This is a genomic window from Microvirga massiliensis, from assembly GCF_001006805.1.
Classification (GTDB): Bacteria; Pseudomonadota; Alphaproteobacteria; order Rhizobiales; family Beijerinckiaceae; genus Microvirga; species Microvirga massiliensis.
Genome location: NZ_LN811350.1, coordinates 156,338 through 176,507, shown reverse-complemented (window position 1 = coordinate 176,507; position 20,170 = coordinate 156,338). Strand labels below are relative to the sequence as shown.

At 55.6% G+C, this 20,170-nt stretch carries 18 protein-coding genes; 13 read left to right on the top strand and 5 right to left on the bottom strand.

Annotated elements, in window-relative coordinates; genetic code table 11:
* Positions 1-42 precede the first annotated feature (42 nt).
* A complete protein-coding gene (locus BN1233_RS00730; RefSeq protein WP_046861612.1) occupies positions 43-333 on the bottom strand; it encodes a hypothetical protein in 291 nt (96 codons plus the stop codon).
* Between the two features lie 104 nt (positions 334-437).
* Complete coding sequence (locus BN1233_RS50925; RefSeq protein ID WP_046861611.1) at positions 438-641, bottom strand: NepR family anti-sigma factor; 204 nt, start codon at positions 639-641, stop codon at positions 438-440.
* A gap of 418 nt (positions 642-1,059) precedes the next feature.
* On the opposite strand from BN1233_RS50925, the gene BN1233_RS00720 reads away from it, so the two are divergent.
* The 8 genes from BN1233_RS00720 (at position 1,060) to BN1233_RS00680 (ending at position 9,068) form a co-directional block, all read left to right on the top strand.
* Positions 1,060-1,602, top strand: a complete 543-nt coding sequence (locus BN1233_RS00720) for a hypothetical protein (RefSeq protein WP_048708964.1) — start codon at positions 1,060-1,062, stop codon at positions 1,600-1,602.
* A gap of 491 nt (positions 1,603-2,093) precedes the next feature.
* Complete coding sequence (locus tag BN1233_RS00715; RefSeq protein WP_046861609.1) at positions 2,094-3,251, top strand: hypothetical protein; 1,158 nt, start codon at positions 2,094-2,096, stop codon at positions 3,249-3,251.
* On the top strand, positions 3,241-3,444 hold the full coding sequence (locus BN1233_RS00710) for a hypothetical protein (protein WP_046861608.1): 204 nt from the start codon (positions 3,241-3,243) through the stop codon (positions 3,442-3,444). The genes BN1233_RS00715 and BN1233_RS00710 overlap by 11 nt, the downstream gene beginning before the upstream one ends.
* A gap of 176 nt (positions 3,445-3,620) precedes the next feature.
* The gene (locus BN1233_RS46570) at positions 3,621-3,782 is read left to right on the top strand and encodes a hypothetical protein (protein ID WP_154678246.1); all 162 of its coding nucleotides are present in this window, start codon (positions 3,621-3,623) and stop codon (positions 3,780-3,782) included.
* Positions 3,783-4,195: 413 nt separating this feature from the next.
* Positions 4,196-4,831 (top strand): DUF5677 domain-containing protein, encoded by a 636-nt coding sequence (locus tag BN1233_RS00700; RefSeq protein ID WP_048708965.1) that lies wholly within the window; start codon positions 4,196-4,198, stop codon positions 4,829-4,831.
* A gap of 316 nt (positions 4,832-5,147) precedes the next feature.
* Positions 5,148-5,492 carry a hypothetical protein gene (locus tag BN1233_RS00695; protein ID WP_046861605.1) on the top strand — a complete coding sequence of 115 codons (345 nt, stop codon included), beginning with the start codon at positions 5,148-5,150 and terminating at the stop codon, positions 5,490-5,492.
* A gap of 940 nt (positions 5,493-6,432) precedes the next feature.
* Positions 6,433-7,005, top strand: a complete 573-nt coding sequence (locus BN1233_RS00685; protein WP_046861603.1) for a recombinase family protein — start codon at positions 6,433-6,435, stop codon at positions 7,003-7,005.
* A gap of 497 nt (positions 7,006-7,502) precedes the next feature.
* Positions 7,503-9,068 (top strand): anti-phage dCTP deaminase, encoded by a 1,566-nt coding sequence (locus tag BN1233_RS00680; protein ID WP_046861602.1) that lies wholly within the window; start codon positions 7,503-7,505, stop codon positions 9,066-9,068.
* Between the two features lie 1,057 nt (positions 9,069-10,125).
* On the opposite strand, the gene BN1233_RS50920 is transcribed toward BN1233_RS00680, so the two are convergent.
* The gene (locus BN1233_RS50920) at positions 10,126-10,323 is read right to left on the bottom strand and encodes a hypothetical protein (RefSeq protein WP_048708969.1); all 198 of its coding nucleotides are present in this window, start codon (positions 10,321-10,323) and stop codon (positions 10,126-10,128) included.
* Between the two features lie 57 nt (positions 10,324-10,380).
* Between BN1233_RS50920 and BN1233_RS50915 the strand changes: the two genes are divergently transcribed.
* Both BN1233_RS50915 and BN1233_RS00660 read left to right on the top strand, forming a co-directional pair.
* A complete protein-coding gene (locus tag BN1233_RS50915; protein ID WP_425311665.1) occupies positions 10,381-10,566 on the top strand; it encodes a helix-turn-helix domain-containing protein in 186 nt (61 codons plus the stop codon).
* A 288-nt stretch (positions 10,567-10,854) separates the two neighbouring features.
* Positions 10,855-11,814 (top strand): hypothetical protein, encoded by a 960-nt coding sequence (locus BN1233_RS00660; RefSeq protein ID WP_046861598.1) that lies wholly within the window; start codon positions 10,855-10,857, stop codon positions 11,812-11,814.
* An 890-nt stretch (positions 11,815-12,704) separates the two neighbouring features.
* On the opposite strand, the gene BN1233_RS50450 is transcribed toward BN1233_RS00660, so the two are convergent.
* Positions 12,705-12,839: a hypothetical protein gene (locus BN1233_RS50450; RefSeq protein ID WP_280139437.1), complete on the bottom strand. Its 135-nt coding sequence runs from the start codon at positions 12,837-12,839 to the stop codon at positions 12,705-12,707.
* 426 nt (positions 12,840-13,265) lie between these two features.
* On the opposite strand from BN1233_RS50450, the gene BN1233_RS46560 reads away from it, so the two are divergent.
* A complete protein-coding gene (locus BN1233_RS46560; protein ID WP_147706913.1) occupies positions 13,266-14,588 on the top strand; it encodes a hypothetical protein in 1,323 nt (440 codons plus the stop codon).
* 505 nt (positions 14,589-15,093) lie between these two features.
* Here the strand turns inward: BN1233_RS46560 and BN1233_RS50445 are convergent.
* Positions 15,094-15,225, bottom strand: coding sequence for a hypothetical protein (locus BN1233_RS50445; RefSeq protein WP_280139438.1), 132 nt, complete (start codon positions 15,223-15,225; stop codon positions 15,094-15,096).
* A 169-nt stretch (positions 15,226-15,394) separates the two neighbouring features.
* Here BN1233_RS50445 and BN1233_RS00650 point away from each other — a divergent pair, with 169 nt between their 5' ends.
* Both BN1233_RS00650 and BN1233_RS00645 read left to right on the top strand, forming a co-directional pair.
* On the top strand, positions 15,395-16,504 hold the full coding sequence (locus tag BN1233_RS00650; protein WP_048708971.1) for a DUF2235 domain-containing protein: 1,110 nt from the start codon (positions 15,395-15,397) through the stop codon (positions 16,502-16,504).
* Between the two features lie 607 nt (positions 16,505-17,111).
* Positions 17,112-20,162, top strand: coding sequence for a BPTD_3080 family restriction endonuclease (locus BN1233_RS00645; protein WP_046861596.1), 3,051 nt, complete (start codon positions 17,112-17,114; stop codon positions 20,160-20,162).
* Positions 20,163-20,170 lie beyond the last annotated feature (8 nt).

Below are 20,170 nucleotides of genomic sequence, written 5' to 3'. Positions count from 1 at the left end.
CTCGGCTGATCAGTTGAGCCAGTGGCGCGGCACCGGCTCCAACTACGCCTGCTCCTGTTCAGCGGCTAATGCAGTCCCAAGAGCAAACCACCGCTCCTCTGACCTTGCGAGATAGTTCGCCGCCCGCTCGTAGAACTTGCGTGCCGCCTCTTCCTCGCGAAAGAGTGCTTCAATGGGGCTGAATTTCCGTTGTTCGACGGCGTGATCGACAACTCTGTCCAGCTTTTCGTGGCAGATCGTGAGGGCAAGTGCTGCTTCTGCGACCCCGAGACGGGCGCGGTCAAGCTCTTTCTGAGCCTCGGCTAAGACCGATGAGATTGCCCCAGAAGTCATGCTCTCGTGCCCTCTCACTCGACTGAATCGATAGACGACCGAGCATGACAACTACCCCAGCAAGAGGCAGGATTTATTCACCTATGTTGCGTTGCACCAAGCGATCACCGCTTGCTGGCGCACATGCCGTCCCTATCCGCCTCTTCGAGCTTCCCAACAAGCTCCCGCAGGCGATCCGGCAAGGGCTCGCGCTCAAGCTTAGCATAGACCTGTCTGAGGCTGCTCCCAAGCAAATCAAGGGCCTGACGCTGCCCCAACCATTGGGACCTTACGCCAACGCTCCAAGGGCCTCCTTTGTAGAAGTTCATGACAAAAGCTATCCTTTCCGAGACCGAGCGGCTGCTGGTCTCCGGCATTCAAGTTGGATGGATTTGCAGAAGCAACTCGCGACCCCGCAATCGGTTTCGGCCAAGCTCTTGGAAACGCAAGCTAATCAGCTAAGCCGTAACGGTTGGGCTTCATCTGGGTTTGGGGCCGCTGCATCGGGCGCATGAGACTGCTGGTTTCTCTGACGGCAGCGTTGGCGACCTCCTTGAACCGCGTGATCATTCCTCCTGAGACCCAATGGCAGGCTTTCCAGTCGGGTGCTGAGCAACCTCGTATGGAAGAGAGTTGAAGTCCTTGCCGACTGCTCGGTTCGCTCAGCACCGAGTGCTGAGCGGCTTCCAACATCGAAATTCAAACCGGCTTGCCCACATAGGGGAGAAGACGTTTCGAGGGACGGAAATGGCTTTCTCATTGATGGGCATCGGGCTCAAGGTTGCGGAATATGCTCTCGAAAGGGGCGTTTCGCATATGCTGTCGAACTCATCGTCTCCCGTCCCGGTGGTGCGAATCCTCGACAACACCTTCGACCCGAAGCTTTGGGACGGGCGGTGCCTCTATGTCGAGAACTCGCTCGAAGAGGAGATCGTGATCTCTGGCATCACGGCATCCCGCCCGGAGTTGCAAGTTGCTCGGGACATTCGCGAGGATATCCAGTGGCTTCGCCCGGAGAGACACCATAACTTTGGACGAGAGGTTCGCATTCCCCCGAAACTGGCGCGGGAATTCCCGGTCAGATTGGTTCTCGACGATTACTCCTCGATGCGGAATAGGAGGAAGCGCTCTCGCCTGAAGGTGTTCGACCGTTCGGAGCCCGATGATTGCTACTTTCTGATCCATTGGCGCACGCATAGGGATACCGAACGTCCTGTGCGCTACGAGAGCAAGATCGGCGATGTCATGAAGCATGACGATACTCATCAGAAGGTGATGCAACCGAGATGATGAGTTCAGATTCTACCTCTTGCTAACTTGTTGACCGAGGACCCGCATGATGGCTTCTGGTTCAGCGGCTTTGTCGAGGGCCATCAGGGGGGCGGCCCTGTTCGGTCATGTGTGCTCCATGAACTTGGAAGGGATCGTCTCGATACGGCGGGAAAGGCCCTACCGATTAGGTCCGTGCAAGGATTGGCTGAGGGTGAAGTGTGGGGTCTACCGTCACTATGAGGCGGGCTGAGCAGGGGCGGGCCTTCGGGGAGCAAACGCGTGGCCGGAAGAGCAGTTCGATCAAGCTGCCGAAGCGGCCGAGAACTCGGTCAGGCCAACTCACTGATCTGACGCGCTCCGTATTCAGTCCAGAGCGAGCCATCGCACGCAGATAATTCGATTCCTGTTCAACGACTTGCACGATTTTGGCTGTCTAGCGGCAGAAATTAGTTGTCAAAAACAAATTCCGTGAGAGTCTCAAACCGTCTGCAACAGCGACGGAGCCGCCATTGGGACCATTTCACGCGAAGAAATCCTCCAAACCACGCTCCATTGACGGCTGGAGCCTCGACATCGCCGTCCGCCTCGACGCCGCAGCGCCCGGCTTCCTCTCTTTCCTCCTCTGTGCCTCGGCGCTCCGCCGTCAGGCAATTCTGATGGCCCTCGCCGAACTGCTTCTTGGAGGACCCGAAAGCCTCGCCACCCGGCTCCGTCCCCTCACTCCCGCCGATGGTCGTCATACCCTCAGCCCCTACGAGCAGATCGCTCGCGCGTTGATGGTGTCATCCCGTGTGCGGGAAATCATCCACGCAGTGTATGGGCAGGTTCCAGATGGTTTGCTGGGAGTGTTGCATCGACTTGGTGATGCACCGCTTCCTAAACCGGGCTCGTATCGCACGTTGTTCGAGCTTTTCGGTCTTCCCGAGCACCGGTTTCGCGCCAAAGCTCTCATGCAGCACAGTGGCTCGATCTGTGCGATGCACATTGGGATTGTGCAACGTCTTGACCGCGTCCTGGTCCATAAGAACGTTCTGAAACGCCTCTACGGTACATCTCAGGCGGACGACGCTAACGCGGCATTGGCAGTGATCCGTGGGACCGTTTCATCTGCGAACGACGACGCCATCCGGCAATCGATTGAGAATTTGGGCGAAAAGACCGACCTTGCGACGCTGTTCCGGCGCTGGCTGGAAAAGATGGACTTGCCTCCGGCTCGTCCATCGATCCCGGCAGATGATCCTGATGTCGTGGTCATGACGAGTGGAGATGCCATGTCGGCTCTCGGGCGGCGATACCGTAACTGCGCCGCGACCAAGGTCCCGCTCGTCGCGCTTGGCGTGCAGGCATACTTGGAATGGAGACACGAACCCGGAGCCATCGGAGAGTGCCGCCGCCTGACTAGTGGGGACTGGGTCCTGACTGAGATCCACGCCCTGGCGAACGGACGGGTTGATCCAGCAGCCGCTGCGGCTCTCCGACGCAAACTCCAGACCTTCGGGATTCCGGCTCTTTCGCCGGGCGAGATTTACCCGCGCTCGCTCGGAATTGCGCGCTTGCTCGGTGTTTGGGATCTCACCGACGACCTTGGCTTCGGCGATGACGATCACGACGAAGATGGTTTGGCTGCCCGAGAACTCGACCTCGGGGAGGCTGCCGATGTCGCGTGAGTATGTGCGTGACCGGACGGGCTGGATGCTCGGGAGCTACGAGGGCAATGGCATCTCGGGTCGCATCGGGGCTCGGGATGCCGCCGGTCGGCGGCTCGGCTTCTACGACGAGCGCACGGATGAGACGCGCGATGCCACTGGTCGTCTCATTGGGCGGGGGAACTTGCTACCCGCCCTGGTGTTCCGCCCGTGAAATGGGGCGCTGGCTTCTTCAGGTCGAGAACGAACGACGGGAGGGCTAGTGACCAGACCTCGTCGAGCAATCAAGGCGAGCAGCACCAGGGTGGGGACAGTTCGGGTAACGTTCCTTCGCGTGATGACCATATCGATCGGCTCCTCGCCAGCGGCGATGCCGCACTCTGCGAGTGGATGAGGAGCCCTGCTGACTACAGCGGATTCCACATCGAGGACCATCACACCGCCGAGGACACGATCGCAATCGTGTTCGAGGCTCTCATGACGGCCAAGGGCGAGCGGGATCGCGCGATCGCGATCATAAAACTTCTGGTCGAGGAGCGTACTCGGATTTGATCTTGGGACGCGTCGAGGCGTGCGACCGAGAGGCGGCCGAACCCGCTTTACCGGCGGGTCGGCCTGGATGAGAACTGCCCTGAGTTCGTCCTCGCGGCGGTTCGGACCGCCTACCGGAGGAAGCTCCACCCGGATGGACATCCGCCGGACCGACGGGCCGAGGCGGAGCGCAGGTTCAAGGAGGTAGAAAACATATTTGATCAGCTATTCGCGATACGCAGCCTCGGGTAGGTATTCCGATTACACGCCGTGTTTGCTGGCCTGCTGCAATGGGATAATGCCCGAGGCAACACCACCGCGTGGCGGAAATGATCCTGTAGGCCACTCCTGAGGGGACTCTTTCAATGTTTGATGCACAACAGAATAAGGAGCGAATCACAGCCGCAAGAGATGCGCGACGGGACCTAGTACGAATGATGGCCGAAGCGGATGTAAGCAGCCGGTTTGATCAGATCGTCACAAATAGGATTATTCGAAGCCTTTCGAGAGCCGTTGATCTATTCGATGACTGCATCATTCTCCTTGAAAACGAGCGATTGACCTCGTCCCTTATCATAGCCCGTGCCTTTTTCGAGCAAGCAGCATATACAACGTACATACTCGACCGTGCCGAGGAACTGAGCGGCGATTTAGACGCATTGGAAGCTGTTTTGGTTGATCTGGATAATTCTTCAGAGCAGCGCAGACGCTTATTTGCTGAAGACCCTGATCCTAATCAGGCGCATACCGAAGCTGCCGTAGCAAAGTATGGACAAAAAACGCCCGCAATTTCGACAGCAGAACTGATCAAATCGCTCCAGCGTGCTCTTACAAAGCTAGGCGATGACGAGGGTAAAGCGAGGTTGATGTATTCAACACTCAGCGAGTGGTCGCATCCAACGTTGTTCTCGGTAGTGCACGCGTACACGAAGGGTGTACCTGATACGCCAACTTCGATTGGCATGATCAGTGCTGCCGAAGCAAGACGCGCTTATATTGCTTGGGCTCTTTCCCTGATGCTGATGCTGTATGTCGTCTGGACTGAACGGTACGATACTCCCGAGGAGTGACATTCGATGCATGGCTGCGACAAGAACCGTAGTTCCTCAGTGTTTTGAGAAACAATCTGCTCTACTCATCGAATGCTGCTCAGGCTCGTTCCGATCTAATTCGCAAGGCGAGCGTTCTTGTGACCCAAAACGACAATTACTTATGGTCTTGTATTTGCTCTGGCGAGTACTGGTTTGGGGCGGCCTAAAGGGTAACGGTCGGGATAACGAGCAGCCCGACCGTCAGCACAGAAATGAAGCGAAGAGGCGTATCGATCTCTCGCGTCTGACTCCCGAACATCGGGGATAAATACCTCATCATCAGAAGAGGATATCCATGCGATACCGGGAAATCATAACTACGCTACCGTGGATACCGCCCGCCTTCCTGGCCCGGCTGCACCAGCATGCTGCGGTTCTGGGCCTCAAATCGGGGTTCATCACACCGGCTCGCCGAGCCGCTACCCCGAACGTGGTCACATGCACGGGCCTCTCGCGTGAGCATCTTGGGGATGAACTTTTCGAACGGCAGTTCCACCATCGCCGCGTGTGGTGCAAGCAGCAGTGTCCGGGTGACTATGAGATTGAGCCGATCCGCAATGATCGCATGGTTCTCATCGGCTATGACTTTCGGTTTGTTCAACAGGGCGATGCCGCTCTGTTTAAGATATACTTCTGCTAATCGCAGACTGCGATATGCGGAATGCAAACTGCGTAGGATCTCCTCTATTAGCCGCAGGGGCACAATTCTCCTAAAGCATGTTTAGACGAACAGTCGCCAGATCAAACGAGAACCGGCATGGGATCGTCCCAGACCCGAAGGCGACCGGCCGTTGGTTGCGAGATCATGCGCTGCGCCGCCTTGCGAGGCCAGATCGCTGTCCGGATCGACTGATATCGTCCTGATGAAGTTCCAGGGCAGATTACTCCCGGTCGTACGACGGCGATGATCTCATTTCGCAGCCCCGGCGGCTCAATATACCGCAGCACGGTGGGCCAGCGTCGGCCAACGGCACTCACGAACTCATCCTCGGTCATCGCGCCCAGGCTGACGACGCCTCTGATCCAACCGTCCGCTGAGAGCCACGCCCACAGGCCGACATCTCGCCACCAGTTGGTCCGCCTCCTGTTGTGGTCAATCACATTTCGAACGGCAGTGCGCCACTTCCCGAAGTCGCGGGGCGATGAGATCGCCGTCTCGCACTCCATGACATACATCCGCCGAGGACAGGTGGAGAGAATGCGCCGAGAAAGTCGGAAGGCACACCGGCTGGCGCAGGTAACGCATTCCAGGGATCGGCATCGATTTTGGGAACTACACCTTCGTTCCATGCACGTATTTAGAATGGACGGTAGGTGTCACCGACCAGTCTCACGAGCGCAGGCGTGTTTGAGCAACCTAGTGGAGGTGGTTCAAGACTCTGAAAGAGTTTCCGCGCGTGCGGCCTCGAAGGTCCAGTGGACTGGACCTTGAACTGGGCCGGAGGGCTGTTCGCCCGTCCCACAGACCAAGGGCGTGTGGGAACTCCCATTTGCGGCCGGAACTATCCCACACGAGTAGTCCCATTTGACAAGCTTGGCAATTCCCATCAAGTTGTCCCAAAACGCACTTGGAGAACTACATGCTCGTTGGGCTTGCTCGCACGTCAACCAATGACCAGAAGGCCGGTTTGGAGCATCAGATCGAGGCCCTTAGGAAATTAGGCTGCGAGAAGCTGTTCATCGAGGAGACCTCCTCGGTGGGCCAACGACCTGTTCTCGATCAGGCCCTGGATTGGGTTAGGGATGGTGACACCCTCTGCGTAACAACCCTTTCAAGACTGGCTCGGTCTGTTCCCCACCTCTGGCAGATCATTCAGCACTTGGATGCCAAGAAGGTTTCGCTCCGCATTCTGGACATGGGCGTAGACACGGCGACGCCAAACGGTCGCTTACTTACAAATCTCATCGGCTCGATCGTTCAGTGGGAACGAGAAGTAATGCTTGAGAGGCAGGCTGTCGGAATCCGCAAGGCACAAAAAGAAGGGAAGTTTCGCGGGCGTGTTCCTGTCGCGCTTCGTCAGACCGATGAGATTGTTCGCCTCAAGAGGGAAGGGAAGAGCCCGGCTGACATTGCGAGGATGCTGAAAGTCGGACGATCGAGCGTCTATAGGATTCTGGCTGACAACCCGCTGTCGATCGCAGAGAGTCGTTAGTGGCGTGTGCTACGATAGTGTAGCAGTTCTACTCTCACGTCTACGTTCGCTTCAGCCTATGGCTGGCTTTTCGCGAGACAGAATTGATCCGAGAGATCCTTTACCTCTTGGACGATGAGGTGGTGGTATTCTGTGTAAGCCACGCGGCGATGCACGCCGCATGGCATTGAGCTAGTGGAAGAATGTTGGCAGCGGAGTGCCGAATGGGGATTATGCTATCTTCTCAGAACGACGATTGTCGCCCTGTGAACGTTGCAAGCTGTCAGAATGCTTGATTGCGTTCTCAGCCCGTTTAAAGGACTCCATCACCTGTGCAGGAATGTACGGCTTGTCAGCCACCTGCCGAAGGGAGGTTTCAATTTCGGTTCTAAGCCAGCCCGGCGAGAATGCCGCTCCTTGTCGCATGCCTGTCCCCCTTAGTGCACGAATCGTGCAGACCGTAACGCACGGCCCAACTACCTCAAGCCAGAATCGCTAAGGAAGCGGAAAGTTCCACAATGAAAGTAAATTTCGCTCCGCCCATCGATTTTCCCGATTTGGTGTTCGGGCTGGTAGGGCCAATTGGTGTTGATCTGGATTATATCCAGACTGCGATCGCGGACGCCCTAAGGAGTTTTAACTACAAAGAGGAGTTAGTCCGTCTTACGGGCCTTATGCTGGAACTGAAATCGGATGTCACTATTGATGACACCGACATGGCCAAAAATTATGACTCGAAGATACGTTATGCTAATGATCTAAGGAAGAAATACGGCGCAAATGACATATTGGCTGCGCTCGGAATTGTTGCGATCAAGAGACTTAGGTCCGAGAAACATAGTTCCGAGAGCCGTCCCACTGCCTATATCATCCGCCAATTAAAAACGCCCGAGGAGACTCGTCTTTTACGCGCAGTTTTTGGTCGGCAATACATTCAGGTGTCCATTTACGGCGATCCCAAGAAGCGCGAGGACTACCTCGTTGCCCAACTCAAGATGCGGTCCAGGGGAACCAAGGACGAGAAAGAGGCGCGGAAAGGGGCGGAAGCCCTCATGGAGAGAGATAGTAAGGAAGACGAGGACTACGGCCAAAATATCAGCAACGCGTTTCCACTCGGTGACGTTTTCGTCGATTCGAGCAATCGTGAGGCTGCAACGGCTTCGATCCAAAGATTTATAGATGCGCTCTTTGGGAGCAATGAAATATCGCCGACGCGCGAAGAATACGGCATGTACTTGGCCAAGTCAGCTTCGCTGCGGTCGAATGATTTGTCACGCCAAGTGGGAGCCGCGATATTCTCGGCAACAGGAGAGGTTATCAGCGTAGGATCAAACGAAGTTCCAAAAGCCGGGGGAGGCACTTACTGGACAGGAGATCCGCTGGATAGCCGCGACATCAGAGTTGGATACGACCCTAATGAACTGAACAAGGTCGAGATATTCGCGGAGATTGTCTCCCGCCTGCTCAGCGATAAGTTCTTAAGCGACGAGTTGCTGGATCTCAAAGAGGCTAAGGCAGTCGTGGAGAAGTTGCTCAGCAAGGATGACGGGAGGCGCTACCGCGATTCCCGTGTCATGGACATCATCGAATTCGGGAGAATCATTCATGCGGAAATGTCTGCCATTTGTGACGCGGCCCGAAATGGCACCTCAGTTCGAGGGGCGACCCTGTACTCAACGACGTTCCCCTGTCACCTCTGTGCGAAACACATCGTTGCGAGTGGCATCAAGAGGGTAGTCTATCTGGAGCCATATCCAAAAAGCTATGCCGAGAAACTGCATAGCGACTCGATTCAGATCGATGACCCGAGTGAGACCAATAAGGTCTCGTTTCAGCCGTTTATGGGGATATCTCCATTTCGATATCGCGACCTATTCGAAAAGGGAAAGCGCAAGGGATCTGATGGAGCGGCCATGAAATGGAAGAGTGATCCGCGTCGCCCGATGATCGACGTTGTTGTTCCACCTCATTATGAAGCGGAGGCGGTGGTTGCCTTGCGGCTTGCCGAACTTATCGCGAAAAAAGAGGCCGAGGCTGCTGCGAAAGCAGAGGATGGCGAGGACCAACTCACCGGAGCCAACTAGGTAAGCAGATCTCGCATTATAGTTGCCAGTCCGCCGGACTAGCATCCTGGACGTGAAACTGCTTAGGTTGCTCGTGTGCCAGGGCTGTCATCTCGGGGGAGACAATGTTTGGTTGGTTTGGGCGAAAGCGAGAGAATGGGGCAGGCAATTCAGTAAGATCTCGGATTAACCTTGCCCCGAATCATCCGCGTTCACAAACATCCGACAGATCTGCCTCTCAGAAAACATTGGTTGGTGAGGATACCGACACTGCCGTTAGTTTGGGGGCCATGATAGCCGCCAATGCAATTCGTGATCAAAAGGCACGCTTTGAAAGAGAGGACCATCAGTTAGGACCGCTGAAGGCAGCCCTCCGGTTCGCGACAGATGACTTCACCGCAGGGTATGCTGTCGGTCTCGCGGCAAGTAGCGCTCGGATGAATGGGGTGTCTGATCTTCCTTTGGAACAGTTGTTTGGGGAGCTATCAATCCGGCTGGAGGATGACATTCCACACCTCGACATAGAGGCTGCCTACCGGGGACGTTCAAATCGACTGTCGTGTGGTCTTCTCTTCGGTATGCGAGAGCCAGGACAGATGACGACCTACACAGGTCTCCATCGTGTTTGGGGCATGATGTCGCCATATAAGTTAGCGCCGGGCTCCAATTTGTGCCGGTATGCTCAGGAGAATTTTGGGCTCTCCTCAGCGGAGTGGGAATTAGTGCGGACAGCCGGAGAGGATATGCACCGCCGGTATACGGGTTTTCAGGGATAGCTGATCCACGGGGCTCTCGGATCAAGCCCCGATGTCTGCGATCGGGCCAACCAACGACGATTATAGCGGGTCCAGTAAACCGGACCTTGCTTCATACAACTTATCGGCCGGTTGGACTTCGTCATGATAGGGAAATGCGTCGTGACAACTTGTGCCACTAGGCTCACGAATCGTCCCCACGGGCCTGCCAATTCTCAGATGCCATGTCATTGGCACAGATCTGAAGGGGTCCAGATCGGGTGTCAGTCTATGACACAAGGGCAGGATCTATTGGCATTTTGAACCGAAAACTCAGAAAGTCGTCATTGCTTCAGATGCACCAGGAGGCGGGTTTGGGTCGCCCGGGCCGAGATCAAAGCGTCGAGTTCGTGATCGTTCTTGATCGCGTGCGGCACATCGAGGCCAGACATATCGATCAACCAGTCGATATCTGAAGCGATATCGGCCACCCGGTAACGCCGACCCACGAGCGCGAAGAACGAAACCACCACATCCGTCACGGAACGAATACGCCGTTGAAGCAGCCGGAATCCGGAAGGCTCAGAAGAGAAATTCCAGTGAGAGTGCGAGTTGCATGGCATCAGACCGCGGAGATCATCCGCTTGAAAAAGGAAGGGTTCAGCCCTGCGAACATCGCCAAGACACTCAAGGTAGGACCGTCGAGCGTGTATCGGGTTCTCGCTAATGGTCCGCTGAACATCGAGCCAGCGACGTGCGGCTTCAACGAGCACCGGTCGGCATAGCTATCATCCGAATGGACTCGTGTACGTTGATAGAGGTTGGTCCTAGCGTACTGCTTACAACACAATGTACAAGCCGTACGCTGGGCTATTACTCTGGGCATACGAGTCATACAACCTGCGGTGCATAGATTAGTCTAAATCGGTAGTTGGTCGCCCGGCGGATTCGCAGAATAATTTAATACTCGAGCTATTCTTATCGAGCACTCCTTCGGGTATTGCCAAAAGCCTTTGCTCTCCTTCAGCATTGCCAAAAGCCTTTAAGCAGGTGCGAAATCAAGATAGGAGACGATGGGGGTTTCAGTGAATGAGGATTTAGCCCAAGTTCTCATCGAATCTCGGCGCATTGCAGCGGCAGAGATTGAACCCATTAAAACAGACCTAGAAAGCGCACAGGAATCTCTGAAGTCGCTTGGAGCACAGGTCGCGAAAATTACCGATGACTTAAAGAAACCATTCTACAAAGACGCTCGTTTCTGGTCGGGCGTTATCGCAATTCCATCATTAGTGCTTACTGGGTGGTTGCTTAAAGCTGTTTGGAACAGCCCCGCACTACTTCGGGAAATTCACCGTGCGTTTGGCACGGAGCCCGCGCTCATCGCTGCACTTGGAGAGGATGACAACAAGCTCCGTAAGGTGATCGAGGGGCAACTCACCAATGTGTTCGCTTCCAAAGGACAATTAGAACCTATCGTGGCCCAGGAGTTTCGTCGACATAATGGCGTACTCCACGCAGGCATTTACCGAGTCGGCATTCTTCCTGAGAGAGTTCGAGGACGCTGTACGGAGTCGAGTGGGGATGCTTCAAACTCCAGTGTCGCCAACAAGAACAGAGAGTGCAAGATTCCCCCAGATGCGTTGGTTACGTCTGCATCCTCGGTGTTCGGATCAAGAAGCATCTCAACTGTGAACCTAGATGTATGGGTTCATGTTCAGGAAATTGACTTCCACACGAACGGCGAGGGCCACACGACAAGAGATGTCACAAGTTCCGTCGATCTCGCCAAAGCCGTATCTATCGACCTTGACGGGAAAGAGGTTTTAGACATGAGACGAGAAAGGTGGCTAAGGGAGTATTCTGCTGGAGGTGAAAAGCAGCGGTTAGTCCATTTAAGAAGAAGTCAGCACAAGTTTGAGGATTCATATGTCCCAGATTTCCATCTTCGGGAACTGACAATTCAGATGGCTGAAAATCTTGCGAGTAAGTATGTCATTACGCTCATAGTAGTCGTTAGCCTTCCGTCCTCGTGAGACTGCTCGCTAGAATTTAATCGACCAAAGGGAACAGATTACAATGAGAGAACTGGCGACACGTATCGTACTCGCGAGCACAATTGTCCTTTCGTGGCTGGCGGCAGCAAGCGCCCAGGTGTGTAATTTTGGAGCAGAAACATGGATTGCCGGTTGCGAAGCGAGTTGTACAGCCTCATGGGAAGGTGGGGACTGTCCCGCATCGTGCACTTCAACTCCTCCTGCCGGTCAAATCATAGTTAATCACCGGAATATAGAGATCAGCACAAACAACGGTGGCTTTTCAGTTTCGCGCATAGCGTCTGGACAGACCTTCGATTATTCCCGCGATGTCAAAAGGGCGTACAGTTATGCGCTAGACTTGGCAGGGCAGAGAGGCAAAGATGCGGTAAGGGCACGCATGCAGGAAGATATGCGTCAGGCAATCAGCGAAGCGGAACGACTTTCGTCATCTCACGAGGTAGTCCGACTGACCGTTAATGCTTCCAAACATGGGTCCTTCTTAGATAGGAAGAGAGGCTGGAGTCGTAGCCGGGTAGAAATTCTCGTGCGTTGTATATCTCCACCAGACTTGCAGGCGCAACTACTTCGTAGATATGGCCTATAAGGATTCGAGTAACTCTAGGTGTTTTCGCAATGCAATGAGTTTAAAGCAATGCTCGAACGGTGCGACCGAACATGCGGGTCTCCATGTCACGTGCGCCTGGATAGCAGGCTCAAGAACCTCATCGAGTAGCACCAGGGACAGCGCATCTAATGCGAGGCGACGGGGGAGAACGGGGGGCGTGTTCGAAAAGGATCGTCAATCTCGCGCGCCAGCACCTCTCGCGAAATCTCAGATAGCTCCTGCTTCGTGTATCGGCGGAATTCGTGACAGTCTCGCGAGCGCCTCACGATAGTTCTTGACCCGCTCTTCTGCGCTCTTTCGCTCCGATGATGTAGTCCAGGTTGTTGCGGCAGGCAACTGAATCGGACCGGGAGCCGCCCTTGGCCACCGGCACAAACACCACCTTGTCCAGGTCCATCTCGACTTCGGTCCTCGTCGCCTGTGCATCGCCACTGTCTGAGGTTTCCCGCCAGATCGAGTTCTTAAGATCACGTCGCTTCTGGAGCCAGCGCAGAGCATTCGCTTAGCGTGAGTTCGGCAATCGAAAGGAAATGGGACAATCCCGCGCCCGCAACAAGCCTCGTTTTAGCCCTCGCAAATGGGCTGTCAGCCAACCGCTTTCGACAGAGAGTTGCCTAACAGCGAAACGAAGAGGGAGTGCAAAGGCTGGGGGAGTGGACGCGAGATTTCACGGGCTGATGCGAGCGCAAAATCGCCCCTCAGATTTACTCAACGTATTGCGTTGTCGTGATGATTTCCGCCCTCAACAGAATGCTACGGACGGTGTATGTTAACATCACTGTCGTCGGTCAGGAAATTCCATAGCTTGTGGATGGAGGGAACGATGCCGGAGGCGAGTGAAGCCGCGAGCAACGGGTCTACACCACGGAGCATCTCGCTTGAGCCGGATGCACATAGGCACAAACTCAGAGACAATCCAAGTCCCACAAAGAAAGAGGTCAATTCGGATCGAGTATTCCGTATTTGGCCATTATTCCGTTCATTTAAAGAAATACTTTTTGACGATATTAGGTTGCGCGCCTTTATAGTAAACCTTAGACTTAGAGCAAACCACTATGAGGAATATTACTCGGAAGAAGGTAATATTCCTCTCTCTCGGCGGCAACAGGCAATAATGTCGCTTACACGGGAAAGGCTCGACAACTTTTATGAAAAATGGGCTAATAAAGCCGAATCGACATCCATCGAAGAAGCGTGGGCGGACGCGTATCATTTGGAATCCGAGCTTGCACGGATAATCCCTGCTGACGAATTACTGGGAGACTTGAGGCGAGTCATAAACTTGCTTACTAACCAAGGCGTGAAATCAGTTCCGACACTAGAGGCTGAGTTGAATGTATTGGCAAGCCAGTGCGTAGAGACAAAGGAGGGGCCTCCAAAGTGTAAACAGGGTTGTGAAGCTCCGCTAAGAGCGTTAGCTGTTCGCTGTTACGAGAGTTTGCATTGGGAATACTTGAAGAGGCTGCATTCTATTCCTGTCCAGCAAAAAGCGCGTTGGCGTATAACTATTGTTGGCATTTTTGCTCTTGCATGTTTCTTATTCACCCATGCCCATCTAGTTACCAGCATTGTATCAGAACAAAGTATAAGCTCTCAGGTTTTGCGAATGCTGGGTATGTCAGCAAATCCCGATAACAGAATATTAATCAAAATGTCGCCATCTTTGCCGATTGCGGCTGTATTTACCGCTGGTTTATTTGGCGTTGTATTTAGCCGATTGCTGTATTTCCAGAAAAATATAGATAAATTGCCAGTTGGAGAATGGAAGGATTTGGAAGACTGGGCGACTATCAGTTTAAGATGCTTGGTTGGAGTCATGGGCGCACTTACCGTAATGTTTTTTCTCCAATCTGGTATAATCAAAGGTGAAGTATTCCCTGATTTCGATCAACTCCATTATCATGTGACCAAGAAGTCTCCGGATGCTCGTTCAGCCAACTCGGAGTCCGCGGATAAGTCCGGGAAGCCTCCGGAAGCTCGTTCAGCCAACCCCGAGTCCGCGGATGAGTTGTCCGTCACATGGCCCATTGGTGAGTTAGCAACATTGGTGATGTGGAGTTTCATAGCTGGTTTCTCCGAGCGGTTTGTGCCGAGAATCCTTCGCACGACTGAGACAACATTGGAGGCTTCATTTCGTAAGAGATAGTTGGGAGAGCGTATTACTATTCCCACAGAAGGTCTGGAAGGCGCGCGGCCACAGGGCGCAGATTGAGTGCTTCCTGTGAGAACCAGAGGAGAACGGCAAACTCGCTGATGCCAGCAACGCTTGGGGTTGGAAAGACCAGGACAGATTGTCAGATCAAGCCACAGGTGCTCAGTTTTGCCCGGAATCGCACAACTTGGGAGCCAGCAACCATCTTATCAACGCCAGTGCAGGCAGAGCGCCAAGCCGTTGGGCAATGATGAATGCGGCGAACTCTCGACTTGGCAGCAAGCCCACAATACTTTCGATCAGAGACACCGCAGGGTTGACGTTTGCTTCCGAGACTGGGCTAGAGCAAGGACCAGAACAACAAGAATGGCTCTGGCTGGCAGCGTGTTGCCCGGGAGGGCGAGAGCCATATTCCCGCCCGGCAACCTGTCCACCATGGTTGCGACGAGGAAGCCCGCTACAAGGGCTTCCGCCGTCATCCACTTCGCAAGAGAGACCGTCACTTGGACGGAGGGGCGTTTTCGGTCGTTGCGTCGGTATTCGCGCCTTCCAAATGGCCGACCTCGCGCAGACGAGTGCCAATCGCAAACCGATCCAAGCTCGCCAGCGGAAGATCGAGGAGGGCGCTCATCCGATTCTTCAAGAGCCGGAAACTGCATGCAAACTGAACCAGAGCAATGAACTCGGTCGCCGTCGCGAGTGCTATCTTATGCAATTGAGCGACGATCTAAACAAGCCACTGTCAGATTAGCACCCGACAGCCGTTACTGAACGCAAGACATGGATTTCGGAGGAATCAGATGAAGCGGCTGGTTGTTTGCTTCGACGGAACTTGGAATAGCGCCGACAGTGAAGAGGCCGAGACAAACGTGACCCGGCTTGCGCGCGCCATTCATGCCACCCAGCATCGCGGCGACCCTCAACTGGTCCTGTACTTGCGTGGCGTAGGCTCGACCGGCATTGCCGCTCAGAAGCTAATTGAGGGTGCAACAGGGCTCGGCGTTGATGACAATATTCGCTCGGGCTATATGTTCCTCGCCCAGAACTACGTTCCTGGAGACGGGATTTTTCTCTTCGGCTTCTCGCGTGGTGCTTTCACGGCCCGCAGCCTTGCTGGATTTATCGGCTGCTGTGGCCTGCTGAAACGACAGAAACTTGGAGACCTCACGCGGGCTTGGAAGTACTACCGCGAAGAGGTTGATCGCACGCCTCAGGGCTTCTGTGCGTCCTGCGGTTCCGATACCCACATGGATGTCGAGATCACATTTCTAGGCGTCTGGGACACAGTGGGAGCGTTAGGTGTTCCCACCGCCATTCTCGGGGCATTCACCCGAGATAACTACACCTTTCACGATACGTCGCCGTCCAGGATTGTGAAACATGGTTGTCATGCGCTCGCCATCGATGAGCATCGGGACGAATTTGTCCCCACTCTTTGGACAGGTCAGGTTCCGGCTGTAATTCGTATAGAACAGGTATGGTTCGCAGGAGCGCACTCGGATGTCGGAGGAGGATACGCTGATCGCGAGTTGGCCGACATTCCACTGGTCTGGATGGCGGGGAAAGCGAGCGAGAATGGTTTAGCGATAGATTGGTCTATGTTGCCCGATTCAAACAAGCTCAATCCGCTGGCTCCCCGGCACGATTCTCGGACCGGGTGGTCAACAAAAGACATGCTGACACCAACCCTTCGATGCGTCGAGGGAAAGCCGTTTCAGGTCGCCTTTTACGAGCGGCTTTACGCGCCCGTAGATACTCAGGGCAATCTGCTTCCGACCATCAACGAGAGCGTACACGAGAGTGTCAGGCATCGTCTCGGCCGTAATGACCTTGTCACTCAGGGCAAGGAAGAAACCATTGTGGGACGGTATGAGCCGCGAAATCTCGGCCACGTGAAAGCAAACCAGTAGGTAAGACGTGGAGTAGTCAACCCGAACATCCATCGCGGCTACTTTTCGGTGGGATTGGCACGACGGGCGTGGTTTATGTCGCGCCAGCCGATATGGACCTTTGCGGTGGGAGCAAAGGGGGCAATTGATCCGGACGATCACTCATGGAAAATCGCTCAGCCGCTCGACCATCGCCGTCCCACATCGCCTTGCGAACGAAATAGAAATGGGCGACGGAAGTTCCAGAAGGATTGGGCATGCTCACATCCGTTGGGCATCCAGTTCATGAGCGACTGTAGCTATGAACAAAAGCTGGGGGAGCGGGCGTGAGACGGTACGGGGAAATACGAGTCGAAGTCCATCCCCCAGGTTTCCCCAAGTGCTTGGATGTACTCGATCCTTCACGCCCTCTCCTGGGCACCAACACCAGACCAAGGTGTTCCGCTGAGATACGCGAGTCAGATCCGCTCTGGACTTCGCCAGACCAGACTTTCGCCCAAAGCGACATTCCCTAACGTATGCGGCAAATCATTGATATGCCGCAGTCTTGGCGTCCGGCGTGTAATTGAGTAACGATTCTCCTCAATGAGAACTTGTCCGCAAGAGACAAGACTGGGGAGCGTGGGGCATGACGGAGCAGTTTTTCGAGCGGCCGATTCTGAATTCGCCGTACGCGTATCCTGGCCGCCACTGGGAACTAGACGCGGACGGGCAGCCAACCAATCAGATCATCGAGGCACGCCGCCGCTCCGACCTCATCACGCCTGTTCCCAAGCCGAAGAAGCGCAGGCAGGCGCGCGCGCAGGCCCAGATGGTCTTCGAGGATAGTGCGGGGCTATCGTCCGACGAGCAGGAATACAACCCAACCCCGATCATCAACGAGATCCGGACTCACGTCGAGATCTGGCGCAACCTGCCGAACCCGGACCAGTGGCTCGTGACGCCGGAGACTGCCCGTCTCCTGAAGCACTGGCGCCACCACGAGTTCCAAGGCATTCGTCCATTCTTCTGCCAGATCGAGGCAGTCGAAACGGCGATCTGGCTGACTGAGGTTGCGCCGAAGCTCGGCCCGCGGGCCTCCAAGTTCTGGGCGCACATCAAGAACGCAAACGCACAGGCTAACCCGGAACTCCTGCGCATTGCCCTGAAACTCGCCACCGGCGCCGGCAAAACCACCGTCATGGCGATGCTGATCGCGTGGCAGACCGTTAATGCCGTCCGTCACCCGAATAGCAGGCACTTCTCGCGCGGCTTCCTGATCGTCGCGCCCGGTATCACGATCAGGGATCGGCTGCGGGTGCTTCTGCCGAACGATCCGGAGAGCTACTATCGACATCGCGAGATCGTTCCGCCGGACATGCTCGCCGACATCGATCGCGCGAAGATCGTCATCACGAATTATCACGCGTTCAAGCTGCGCGAGCGCATGGAGGTCGCGAAGGGCACGCGCAACGCAATCGAAGGCTGGCGCGGCGAGAAGCTGCAGACACTCGAGACCGAGGGTCAGATGCTCCAGCGCGTCATGCCCGAGCTGATGGGTATGAAGAACATCGTCGTGCTGAACGATGAGGCGCATCACTGCTATCGAGAGCGCGTGAGGGATGCGGCCGAGGAGGACCTGAAGGGCGAGGAAAAGGACGAAGCGAAGGCGAACAACGAGGCAGCCCGGATGTGGATTTCCGGGCTCGAAGCGGTGAAGCGCAAGCTCGGCCTGTCGATCGTCTACGATCTCTCGGCCACGCCCTTCTTCCTGCGCGGTTCGGGCTATGTCGAAGGGACGCTGTTTCCCTGGACGATGAGTGACTTCTCGCTCATGGACGCAATCGAGTGCGGCATCGTCAAGCTGCCACGGGTCCCGGTCGCCGATAATGTGCCGGGGGGTGACACGCCGAAGTTCCGGAATCTGTGGGACCACATCGGCAAGAAGCTGCCGAAGAAGGGGCGCGGAGCTTCTGGAAAGTCGCTCGATCCCCTGAGCCTGCCGGCGGAGCTCCTGACGGCGCTCGAAGCCCTTTATGGCCATCATCAGAAGACATTCGAGCTCTGGGAGCGCGAGGGGATCGGTGTTCCGCCGGTCTTCATTGTGGTCTGCAACAACACCTCGACTTCGGAACTTATCTACAAATACATCTCCGGCTTTCATCGCGAGAACGACGACGACTCGGCGACTCTCGAGAACGGCCGCCTCGCACTGTTCCGCAACTACGATGATTTCGGTAACCGGCTCGCGCGCCCGAATACAATCCTAATCGATTCGGCGCAGCTCGAATCTGGCGAGGCTCTCGACAAGGATTTCCGCGAGATGGCCGCCGACGAGATCGAGCGTTTCCGCCGCGAGATCGTCGAGCGCACCGGCGATATTCGTGCAGGTGACACGATCGACGACGCGACGCTCCTCCGCGAGGTCATGAACACCGTTGGCAAGAAGGGCCGGCTCGGCGAACAGATCCGCTGCGTCGTCTCCGTGTCGATGCTCACGGAGGGCTGGGACGCCAACACGGTCACGCACATTCTCGGCGTCCGCGCCTTCGGGACGCAGCTCCTATGCGAGCAGGTCGTCGGCCGCGGCCTGCGCCGCCAGTCCTATGATCTCAATGAGGACAGCCTGTTCAATGTCGAATACGCGGACGTGCTCGGCATCCCGTTCGACTTTGCGGCGAAGCCCGTCGTCTCACCGCCGGCCAAGCCGCGGGAGACTGTTCGCGTCCATGCCGTGAGGCCGGATCGCGATCCGCTCGAAATCACCTTTCCGCGTGTCGAGGGCTATCGGGTCGAGCTTCCTGACGAGCGGCTCGAGGCAGCCTTCGGCCTCGACCACGTGCTGCACCTGACGCCGGAACTGGTTGGGCCATCGATCACAAAAAATCAGGGCATTATCGGCGAAGGCGTCGATCTGACGATCGCACATCTCGAAGACATGCGCTCGTCCACGATCCTGTTCCACCTGGCCCGTCACCTTCTCTATAACAAGTATCGAGATCCCGGCGAGGAGCCCAAGCTCCACCTGTTCGGCCAATTGAAGCGGATCACGCGGCAATGGCTCGAAGGCGGCTATCTCAAGTGCTCTGGCGGCACCTATCCGGCGCAACTCCTTTACAAGGAGATCGCCGACATGGCGGCCGAGCGCATCAAGGCTGCAATCACTGAGACGCTGTCGGGCGAGCACCCGGTCAAAGCGATCCTCGACGCCTACAATCCCACAGGCTCCACCGCACACGTCAATTTCACGACCTCGAAGGAAACGCGCTGGCAGACCGATCCTCGCAAATGTCACGTGAATTGGGTTGTTTGTGACAGCGACTGGGAGGCCGAGTTCTGCCGGGTTGCAGAGGCGCATCCGCGCGTGCGCGCCTACGTCAAGAACCAGAACCTTGGCTTGGAGGTGCCTTATCTGGCCGGATCCACGCCTCGGAAGTATCTGCCGGACTTCATCGTGCAGTTCGATGACGGCGGGCCCGAGCCGCTCAATCTGATCGTCGAGATCAAGGGTCTTCGCGGGGAGAATGCTAAGGAAAAGGCCAACACTATGCGCGCCTATTGGGTGCCGGGCGTGAATAACCTCGCACAGTTCGGACGGTGGGTCTTTGTGGAATTCACGGCCGTCTACGAGATTGAGACGGAATTTAACAGGCTGATTGAGGACCTTTGCATCGGCAGCACAAACAGTGCTGCAGCATAATATCGGCG